The 9,355-nt window shown below is 72.3% G+C and carries 9 protein-coding genes; 1 reads left to right on the top strand and 8 read right to left on the bottom strand.

Annotated features, from left to right (window positions below):
• Window positions 1–84 precede the first annotated feature (84 nt).
• The 7 genes from C1I99_RS24825 to C1I99_RS24795 form a co-directional block, all read right to left on the bottom strand.
• Window positions 85–1,140 carry a dihydrodipicolinate synthase family protein gene (locus tag C1I99_RS24825; protein ID WP_199562379.1) on the bottom strand — a complete coding sequence of 352 codons (1,056 nt, stop codon included), beginning with the start codon at window positions 1,138–1,140 and terminating at the stop codon, window positions 85–87.
• A gap of 8 nt (window positions 1,141–1,148) precedes the next feature.
• Window positions 1,149–2,165: an NAD-dependent epimerase/dehydratase family protein gene (locus C1I99_RS24820; RefSeq protein WP_111136610.1), complete on the bottom strand. Its 1,017-nt coding sequence runs from the start codon at window positions 2,163–2,165 to the stop codon at window positions 1,149–1,151.
• Window positions 2,166–2,277: 112 nt separating this feature from the next.
• Window positions 2,278–3,159, bottom strand: coding sequence for a Gfo/Idh/MocA family protein (locus C1I99_RS24815; protein WP_111136609.1), 882 nt, complete (start codon window positions 3,157–3,159; stop codon window positions 2,278–2,280).
• A gap of 55 nt (window positions 3,160–3,214) precedes the next feature.
• Complete coding sequence (locus C1I99_RS24810; RefSeq protein WP_111136608.1) at window positions 3,215–4,225, bottom strand: hydroxyacid dehydrogenase; 1,011 nt, start codon at window positions 4,223–4,225, stop codon at window positions 3,215–3,217.
• Window positions 4,222–5,118, bottom strand: coding sequence for a carbohydrate ABC transporter permease (locus tag C1I99_RS24805; protein WP_111136607.1), 897 nt, complete (start codon window positions 5,116–5,118; stop codon window positions 4,222–4,224). The genes C1I99_RS24810 and C1I99_RS24805 overlap by 4 nt, the downstream gene beginning before the upstream one ends.
• Window positions 5,115–6,014: a carbohydrate ABC transporter permease gene (locus tag C1I99_RS24800; RefSeq protein WP_111136606.1), complete on the bottom strand. Its 900-nt coding sequence runs from the start codon at window positions 6,012–6,014 to the stop codon at window positions 5,115–5,117. The genes C1I99_RS24805 and C1I99_RS24800 overlap by 4 nt, the downstream gene beginning before the upstream one ends.
• 61 nt (window positions 6,015–6,075) lie before the next feature.
• Window positions 6,076–7,314, bottom strand: coding sequence for an ABC transporter substrate-binding protein (locus tag C1I99_RS24795; RefSeq protein WP_111136605.1), 1,239 nt, complete (start codon window positions 7,312–7,314; stop codon window positions 6,076–6,078).
• A gap of 149 nt (window positions 7,315–7,463) precedes the next feature.
• Between C1I99_RS24795 and C1I99_RS24790 the strand changes: the two genes are divergently transcribed.
• A complete protein-coding gene (locus C1I99_RS24790; RefSeq protein ID WP_111136604.1) occupies window positions 7,464–8,720 on the top strand; it encodes a Gfo/Idh/MocA family protein in 1,257 nt (418 codons plus the stop codon).
• A 142-nt stretch (window positions 8,721–8,862) separates the two neighbouring features.
• Here the strand turns inward: C1I99_RS24790 and C1I99_RS24785 are convergent.
• On the bottom strand, window positions 8,863–9,355 hold a 493-nt coding region (locus C1I99_RS24785), incomplete at its 5' end, for an ABC transporter permease (protein ID WP_146604045.1).

The following is a 9,355-nucleotide window of genomic DNA, read 5'->3' as shown; positions in this document are numbered from 1 at the left end:
ATCATGAGGTTAGCGGCGAAGATGATCTCTGGAACCGCCGCTAACCTCATGATCAACGGGAGTGTCGGGAGGGTGGGGTGGGGGTTAGGAGAGCCAGGTGTTGAGATGTTCGGCGACGAAGGCGTCGTCGCGCAGGTGCGGGTAGGCGGCGTGGACGCGGTCGAGTTCGGCGAGCTGGCCGGAAGAGAGTTCCTCGGCGGGGTCGAGGCACCAGCGGCCGGCGAGCAGGCCCTGGCGGCGCAGCACCTCGTGGATGCCGGGGATGCAGCCGTGGTAACCGTTCGCGGCGTCGAAGATGGCGGCGTTGGCGTCGGTGAGGTGCCCGTCGAGGGTGAGCAGCCGGCGCAGCGCGGCGTCGTCCCCGGCCCGGGCCCGGCGGGCCTCGTCGAGCAGGTCCACCGCGGTACGCGCCCAGACCGCCCACTGGCCGAGCAGCCCGCCGACGAACTCCACCTCGACCGGCCGACCGTCCACGATGACCCGGTGCGGGGCGACCAGGTCGGCGAGGATGTGGTCGTCGTTGCCGGTGTAGAGGGCCAGGTCGCCGTTGCGCCCGGCGGCGCAGACGCCGTGCAGCACGTCCAGTGTGCGGTAGCGGTCGAAGGGCGCCACCTTGATCCCGACCACGGACTCCAGGGCGGCGAGCCGGGCCCAGAAGCCCCGGGACAGCTCCCGCCCGCCGACGGCCGGCTGCAGGTAGAAGCCGATCACCGGCAGCACCTCGCCGACCGCGCGGGCCCGCTCGACCAGGGCGTCCTCGTCCAGCGGCGGGTACGGCGACAGCAGCACGAGGTGGTAGCCGAGCGAGGCGGCCAGCTCGGCCTCGGCGACCGCCTGGGCGGTGTCGCCGCAGGCCCCGGCGACGAGGACGGCGTCCGAGCCGGCGGCGGTCTCGGCGGCCAGCTCCAGCACCGGGGCGAGCAGCCCGACCTTCGGGTCGTGGATGGCGAACTGGGTGGTGTGCACGCCGACGGCGATGCCGCCCGCCCCCGAGGCGAGGTAGTAGCGGGTCAGTGCCCGCTGCCGGCGCTCGTCGAGCTTGCGCTCGGCGTCCAGTGCGAGGGGGTGGGCGGGGATGACGCAGCCCCGCTGGAACCGGGCCAGGGCCGTGGTCTGTCGGGTGCTGGATGCGGTCAACACGGTCTCTCCTAGAAGTTGCCGTCGCGGCGCTGGAATCCGGTCGGCTTGCCAAGCAGGGGGCGGCCGTCGGCGACCCAGTCCGCCGTCAGGTCGATCAGCTCGGCGACCGGCACGTCGGGGTAGCCGAAGAGCCGGTGGCAGAGCTGGGCGTTGGACAGCAGCGCGGTCGGGGCCTCGGTGCCGGTGAAGACCGGCTCGCGGCCGAGTCGGGCGGCGAGCGCGGTGGCGACCTGGCGCACGGAGACCAGCTCCGGCCCGGTCAGGTTCACCACGAACGGCGGTGTCCGGGTGTGGTGCAGGGCGCGCAGGGTGACCTCGTTGGCGTAGCCCTGCCAGACGATGTTGGCGTGCCCCATGGTCAGGTCGACCGGCTGGCCGGCCAGGACGGCGGAGGCGAGGTCGACCAGGACGCCGTAGCGCATCTCCACCGCGTAGTTGAGCCGGATCAGCGCCATCGGGGTGTCGTCGCGCACGGAGAAGTGGGTGAGCACGCGCTCGCGGCCCAGGCACGACATGGCGTACTCCCCGACCGGCTGGACCGGGGTCTGCTCGACGCAGCCGCCCGAGGTGACCGGGACCAGGGGGTAGACGTTGCCGGTGCTCAGCGCGACGATGCGCGAGCCGGCGAAGCGTTGTGCGACCCGGCCGGGCAGGTAGGCGTTGGTGGCCCAGGTGGCGTGCTCCCGACCGGAGGTGCCGAACTTCGCGCCGACCAGGAAGACGACGTTGGCCGCGTCGGGCAGCGCGGCGAGGGCGGCGTCGTCGGTGACGTCCGCTTCGACGACCACCGCGCCCTCCTCGCGCAGGGCGTCGGCGAGCCCAGGCTCGGAGAAGCGGGACACCGCGACGACCCGGGCGCCGGTGCCCGCCTCGGCGACGCCGCGCAGCGCCAGCCGGACCAGGCTCGGGCCGAGCTTGCCGCCTGCGCCGAGGACCAGGAGGTCGCCGTCGAGCTTGCGCAGGTCGTCCACCAGGACGTCCCGCGGGCGGGAGAGCCGCTCCTCCAGTTCCGCCACCGTACGCATGCCACCACACCCCTCTCGGATTAACGGTCATGACCGTAACTTCCGTCCGGAGGGGCGTCAAGGTGTGCCGTGCGCCACGACGGCGCAAAGAGGCACGGGGAGGGCTGCGGGGTCAGGTCAGGGCGCGGGCGGCGGTGAGGACGCCGAGCACGGCGCGGGTCTGCGCCCACGGCACCGGGCTCGGGGCGCCACGCACCATGCCGAGGAACGCGTCGACCGTGGCGCGGTAGCCGAGCTCGTCGGCCCCACCACTCAGCACGACCCGGCGCTCCCCCGCTGCGGTGTGCACGGTGACCTCGTACGCCTCGCCCGCGCTGACGCCGAGCACCTCGACCGAGCCGGGTACCCCGTCGTCCCACCTGACGGCGAGCAGCCCAGTGTCCTCGGAGCGCAGGCCGTGGTGCTGGCGCACGGTGGCCGTGGCGCCGACCAGGCGTACCGCCGGCCCGAGCAGCGCCACCAGCAGCTCCACGCCGTGCAGGCCCATCATGACCAGCGTTCCGCCGCCGACTGCCGGGTCGTCCTGCCACGGGTTGTAGCCGGTGGCCCAGAGGCCCACGTCGTGGCGCACCGTGGCGCGTACGGCCAGCACCTCCTCGCGCGGCACGTCGAAGGCGACGAAGTCGGGGGCGAAGCGCAGCACCGAGGAGGTCAGCACCAGCTCCGGTGCCTTCGCCACCACCCGCTCCAGCCGGTCGAGCTGCCCGGCGGTGGCCGCGGCCGGCTTGTTGACGAAGCACGGCAGCTTCCGGTCGAGCACCTGGGCGAGGGCGTCCGGCACCTGCGCGGTGGGGACGGTGAGCACCACCCCGTCCGGGCCGGTGGCGAGCAGCGCCGCCAGGTCCGGCACGACGACGGCGTCCGGCTGCTCCGCCCGGAATCGCGCCAGGCGCTGCGGGTCGGGCTCCCAGACCACCAGCTCGGCGTCCGCACCGAGGGTCCGGGCGTCGGTGTAGGGGTGGCTGGTGGCCAGTCCGGCGATGGCGATCCGCATGACCGCAGAGGCTACTTCTCCGGCCTCCCGTCGGGCCAGGCCAGGTCAGCGGCGGTCAGCCGGTGGTGGGCAGCTGCTCCGGGCGGACCTCGTGGCGCAGCGGATCGCCGCGCACGAACCGGTCGATCTCGGCGAGCACGATGCCGGCGGCCCGCCGGCGCGACTGCACCGTCCCGGCCGACTCGTGCGGGGTCAGCAGCACGTTCGGCAGCGCCCGCAGCGGGTGGTCGACGGGCAGCGGTTCGGCGTGGAAGACGTCCAGCGCGGCGTCGATCCGCCCGGCCCGCAGCGCGGCCAGCAACGCGGCCTCGTCCACCAGGGCGGCGCGGGCGGTGTTGACCAGCAGGGCGCCGTCGGCCAGCAGGCCCAGCTCGCGGGCCCCGATCATCCCGACGGTCCCCGGCAGCACCGGTGCGTGCAGGGAGACCACCAGGGACCTGGACAGCAGCTCGTCCAGCGCCACCCGCTCGACGCCGAGGGCCGCCGCCCCGGCGTCGTCCAGGTACGGGTCGGTGACGAGCACCCGCGCACCGAGCGCCCGGACCAACCCGAGGTACGCCCGGCCGGTCCGGGACGCGCCGACCACGCCGACGGTGGCGCCGCGCAGCTCCCGACGGGGCGGCGCGGCCTTGGCGCGCGCCCAGTCGACGCCGGTGCGCAACGCGTGGTCGAAGCGGTGCAGCCCGTGCAGCAGGGCGAGAGTGAGCGCGAGGGCCTGCTCCCCCACCGCGTACGCCATGGCCTCGCCGGCCTGGGTGACGCGGACGCCGCGGGCGAAGCTCTCCGGCGTGACGAACGGTTTCACGCTGGCCCCGGTGTGCGCGAGCAGCCGCAGCCGGGGCGCGCCCGCGAGGAGCCCGCCGGTCAGCGGTGCGGTACCCCAGCCGGTGACCACGACGTCGGCGTCGGCGAGCAGCCGGGCCAGTGTGGCCTCGTCGCCGACATCGTGGCCCGGCGGCGGGAGCCGCACCTCCGCCAGCCGGCGCAGCGCCGCCCAGTCGGCCGGGTCGAAGAACAGCTCGCGTACCGGCGGCGTGAGGGCCACCGCGACGACCGGCCCACTCACCCCTTGATGCCCGTCGTGGAGACGCCCTCCTGGAAGTGGCGCTGCCCGATCAGGTACGCCATGAAAATCGGCACGAACGCCACCACCGAGCCGGCGAGGAGCATGTTCAGCGCGACGTTCTCCTGTTGCAGGGAGGCGATTCCGGTGGTGAGGGTACGCATGTCGAGGCTCTGCCCGACGATGAGCGGCCAGAGGAAGTCGTTCCAGTGCCAGAGGAAGACGAACACCCCGAGGGTGGCGAGGATGGGCTTGATCAGCGGCAGCACGATCGAGACGTAGACCCGCCACTCGGAGCAGCCGTCGAGGCGGGCGGCCTCGAACAGGGAGTCGGGCAGCGAGGCGATGAACTGCCGCATCAGGAACACCGCCTGGGCGTTGGCCAGGGTCGGCACGATCATGCCCCAGTAGGTGTCCACGCCGCCCAGCTCGGAGATGATGATGAACGTCGGGATCATCGTGACGTGGTAGGGCACCATCAGCATGGCCAGGAACGACCAGAACATCGCCTCCTTGCCCGGGAACCGCTTCTTGGCGAAGGCGTAGCCGGCCATCGAGGCGAACAGCAGCACGCCGACCACCGACACCACCGAGTAGACGACGGTGTTCCACATCCAGCGCAGCACGCTCTTGGCGCCGATCACCTGGTCGTACGCCTCGGTGGAAAACGGCCACGGCAGCAGGCTGTCCGGGAAGGTGACCGGGCCGGTCGGTTTGAACGACAGCACCACCATCGCGTAGAAGGGGAAGAGGGTGAGCACGGCGCCGACCAGCAGCAGTGCTGTGCGCGTGATCATCCAGCCCCGGCTGCCGCGCCCGACGCGGTAGGAGCGCCGGTTGCGCCGGGGCGGCTCGGTGACCGGGGCGACGGCGGGGGGCGCGATGGTGTCGGTCATTCTTCCCTCCCGAGGGTCAGCCGCTGGATCAGCGCCACGACGATGGTCATCACGAACAGGGCGACCCCGATGGCGCTGGCGTAGCCCAGGTCGAAGTACTTGAAGCCCTGGTCGTACAGGAGGTAGACCAGGCTGTAGCTGGCGCGTACCGGACCGCCGCCGGTCATCACGTAGATCATGTCGAAGACCTGGACCGCGACGGTGGTCTCGATGACGGCCACGAAGAACAGCGCAGGACGCAGCTGCGGCAGGGTGACATACCGGAACCGCTGCCAGGCCGACGCACCATCGGTCAGCGCGGCCTCCTCCAGCTCGGCGGGTACGTCCTGCAACCGGGCGAGCAGGATCAGCATGCCGTAGCCGAAGCGGGACCAGACCGAGACCAGCACCAGCGCCGGGATCACCAGCACGCTGTCGGCGAGCCAGGACTGCGCCGGCAGGCCGAGCGCGCCCATCGCCCGTGACCAGGGGCCGCCGTCGGAGAAGACCCAGATGAAGATGACGCCGGCGAGCACCAGGCTGGTCACCACCGGCAGGAAGAAGACGGACCGGAACAGCTTCGCGCCGCGGAAGGCCCGCCGGGTCAGTAGGGCCATGCCGAGGGATGCCAGCATCGACAGCGGTACGGACAGCACGGTGAAGACGACCGTCACGCGCAGCGCCGACCAGAAGGTCGGGTCGTCGACAAGGCGGTGGAAGTTCTCCAGCCCGACCCAGCCGGTCTCGCCGCCGATGGTGTAGTCGGTGAAGCCGAGGACCACGCCGGCGGTCGCCGGCCCGAACCGGAAGATGGCGAAGAGCAGCAGGAACGGCAGGACGAACAGCAGGGCCGTGCCGGCCTCGCGGGCGGACGGCCGGCGTACGCGCCGTCGGCGGGTCGCCGGTAGTGCAACCATCTGACAACCTTTCTCGCCGGCTCGCGGTGGACGGGTGTGCCCACCGCGAGCCGCGCCAGGATCAGCCGAGCAGCGGGGCGGCGGCCTTCGCCGCGTCCTCGAGCGCCTGCTCGACGGACTTCTTGCCGAGCAGGGCGGCCTGGATCTCCGGGGAGAGGACGCCCTGCACGTCGCGGGCCTTCTCGTGCAGCGGGCCGACGGTGCTGGTGGCCACGTGCTTCTCCTGCTCACCGAGGACCGGGTCGCCGACGTAGAGGGCGCCGGTGGACTTCCTCGGGGAGAAGAAGCTGGAGGCCACGTCGTACTTCTTGGTGTTCTCGGCGTTGGTGGCGAAGGCGATCCACTTGCCGGCCGCCGCCTTGTCCCTGGCGGACTTCAGCATCGACAGCGAGCCGACGGTGCCGTAACCGATCTGCCTCGTCTCGGTGAAGTGCGGGACGACCTGGATGTTCTCCTTGCCCCAGAACTTCTCGATCTCAGTCAGCGGCACGTGCCAGACGCAGGCCACCTTGTTCTGCGCGATGCGGGTCTGCTCGATCGGCGGGGCGGTGGTGAGCAGGGTCTTGTCGACGTAGCCGGCGTCGACGAGCTGCTTGGCGAAGGTCAGCGCCTTCTTCCCGGCGTCGCTGTTGAAGGCGACCGACGTGCCGTCGGGGCTGAACACGTCGCCGCCGGCCTGCCAGAGCAGCGGGTAGAAGGTCTGGTTCAGGGTCTGCTTGGCGTCACCGGCGTACGCGGTCATGTCGTAGCCCTTGGCCTTGAACGTCGGGGCCATGGTGAGCAGGTCGTTCCAGCTGGTCGGGTAGGTCGTCTGCCCGACGGCGGCGAAGACCTTCTTGTTGCAGATCGGCGTGGCGGCGCTGGTGAGGATGGGGGCGCCCATCATCTTGCCGTCGATGGTGACCGATGTGACCACGTTCTCGTGGTAGTCGCTCTTGGCCGTGTCGTCGAGGTAGGTGTCGATCGGCTCGATGTTGCGGGCGTACTTGGGCAGTTGGTCGGGGATGAGGTAGACGGCATCCGGCCCCTTGTTGCCGGCGATCGCGGTGGCGAGTGCCTGGTCCCGGTTGGCCCAGGGGAAGATCTCGGTCTTGACCTCGATGTCGGAGTTCGCCGCCTGGAACGCCTTGATGGTCTCGTCCCAGTGGGCACGGTGCTTCGCCTCGTCGAAGATCACCGGGTATATCCACATTGTTACGGTCTTCTTGGAGTCACCGGAGCCGGAACCGCCGCAGCCCGTCGCCGCGAGAGCGGCGACGAGCGCCACCGCCACGGCCGACAGGCTCTTCCGAACACGCATCTCGCATCCTTCCGGGGGAGTCAGGTTCGCAGTACATTAACTTACGGTCCGGGCCGATACTAGAGCCGAAAAGTACCGAGGTCACGTCGTCACTGATCGTGTGACCGCCTGGACAGATCGATCCAGATCCGTAATAGCGAAGGACTCCGATGACCGTCTCCCTCGCCGTCGTCGGCGCCGGCAACCGCGGCAGTACGTACGCCGGATACGCGCTGCGCCACCCCGAGCGTGCCCGCATCGTCGCCGTGGCCGAACCCCGGGCCGCCCACCGGGCCGCGCTGGCCGACGCCCACGGCGTGGCCGCATCCGGCCGGTTCGACTCCTGGCAGGCCCTGGCCGCCCGGCCCCGGCTGGCCGACGCGGTCGTGCTCGCCACCCCCGACCGGGAGCACGCCGAACCGGCCGCCCGGCTCGCCGAACTCGGCTACCACATCCTGCTGGAGAAGCCGATCGCGCCGACCGAGGCCGAGTGCGCGGCGGTCACCGCGGCGGCCGACCGTACGGGCGTGCTGCTCGCGGTCTGCCACGTGCTGCGCTACACCCGCTACACCGACGCGGTGAAGCGGTACGTCGACAATGGAGCGGTCGGCCGGATCGTCGGCGTCGACCACCTCGAACCGGTCGGCTGGTGGCACTTCGCGCACTCGTACGTCCGCGGCAACTGGCGCCGGGCCGACACCTCGTCCAGCAGCCTGCTCGCCAAGTGCTGCCACGACCTGGACTGGCTGCGCTACGTCGTCGACGACACCCCCGTACGGATCAGCAGCGCCGGCGCGCTGCACCACTTCCACCCCGGCAACCGGCCCGCCGGCGCCGCCGACCGTTGCCTGGACTGCCCCGTCGAGTCGCGCTGCCCGTACTCGGCGGCCCGCTTCTACCGCGACTGCCTCGCCGACCCGGACCGGCGCGAGTGGCCCCTGTCGGTGGTGACCCGCGACCTGACCGCCTCCGGCGTGACCGCGGCACTACGCGACAGCCCGTACGGCCGGTGCGTCTACGCCGGCGGCAACGACGCCGTCGACCACCAGAGCGTGACCGTCTCCTTTGCCGCGGGGGCGACCGCCACCCTGACCATGAGCGCCTTCACCCCCGGCGGTCACCGGCGCACCCGCATCATGGGCACCCACGGCTACCTGGAAGGCGACGGCGAAACGGTCACCCTCACCGACTTCGTCACCGGCGCCACCGTCACCACCGACACCCGGGCCGGCGGCGCGGACGCCGGCTCCGGGCACGGCGGCGGTGACATGGGGCTGATGGCGGCCTTCGTGGCGGCGGTGGCGACCGGCGACCGGTCGCTGGTGCGTTCCGGGCCGCACGAGTCGCTGGACAGCCACCGGATGGCGTTCGCGGCGGAACGCAGCCGCCTCGCCGGCGGCGCACCGGTGGCCCTCGCCGCCCCCTGACACTCGCGGGCACGCTGGGTGCGCTGGTGGTGTTTCGCCGCCAGCGGGCCGCCCCGGCTCAGGCCGACGGGTACGCCGGCGCCGGTGCCGCCGGGCCGGGTGCCGTGGCGGCCCCGGCGGGAGGCGGTGGCGCCGGAGGTGCTCACCGGACGTCGCCGACCCCAGGTGCCCGTAGCCAGCCGCGGGCCACCAACTCGACGGTGACGACCACGGCGACCGCCTCCACCGCCAGCAGGCCGACCAGCACGAACAGCTGGGTCACCCCGGCCGCGACCGGGCTCGCCCCGCCGAGCAGCACGCCGACGAAGGCGCCCGGCAAGGTCACCAGGCCCACCGTGCGGGTCTGGTCCAGCGCGGGAATCAGCGCCTGCGCGGCCGCGGAACGGCACACCAGCAGCACCGCGTCCCGGGGCAACAGGCCCAGCGCGAGCGCCGCCTCCACCTCACCGCGGCGGCCGGTCAGCTCATCCAGGGCCCGCCGGCCGGCCAGCGAGGTGGCGGTCATGGCCCCGCCGATGAGGATCCCCGCCACCGGGATGATCGCGATTCCGCGCGGCGGCACCAGGCCGCTGGCCAGCAGCGGCAGCACGACGACCATGCTGCCGGCGACGATGGGCACCCCGGCCCACCAGCCC

Origin of the sequence: Micromonospora deserti (genome assembly GCF_003236335.1) — a bacterium.
Taxonomy (GTDB): Bacteria; Actinomycetota; Actinomycetes; order Mycobacteriales; family Micromonosporaceae; genus Micromonospora; species Micromonospora deserti.
This window is presented reverse-complemented; position numbering and strand designations above follow the sequence as displayed.

Excerpts from the sequence above, each read along its gene's own strand:
- C1I99_RS24800 (WP_111136606.1), bottom strand. The coding sequence starts at position 6,014 with ATGGTTGCACTACCGGCGACCCGCCGACGGCGCGTACGCCGGCCGTCC.
- C1I99_RS24795 (WP_111136605.1), bottom strand. The coding sequence starts at position 7,314 with ATGCGTGTTCGGAAGAGCCTGTCGGCCGTGGCGGTGGCGCTCGTCGCC.
- C1I99_RS24790 (WP_111136604.1), top strand. The coding sequence starts at position 7,464 with ATGACCGTCTCCCTCGCCGTCGTCGGCGCCGGCAACCGCGGCAGTACG.
- C1I99_RS24805 (WP_111136607.1), bottom strand. The coding sequence starts at position 5,118 with ATGACCGACACCATCGCGCCCCCCGCCGTCGCCCCGGTCACCGAGCCG.
- C1I99_RS24815 (WP_111136609.1), bottom strand. The coding sequence starts at position 3,159 with ATGCGGATCGCCATCGCCGGACTGGCCACCAGCCACCCCTACACCGAC.
- C1I99_RS24820 (WP_111136610.1), bottom strand. The coding sequence starts at position 2,165 with ATGCGTACGGTGGCGGAACTGGAGGAGCGGCTCTCCCGCCCGCGGGAC.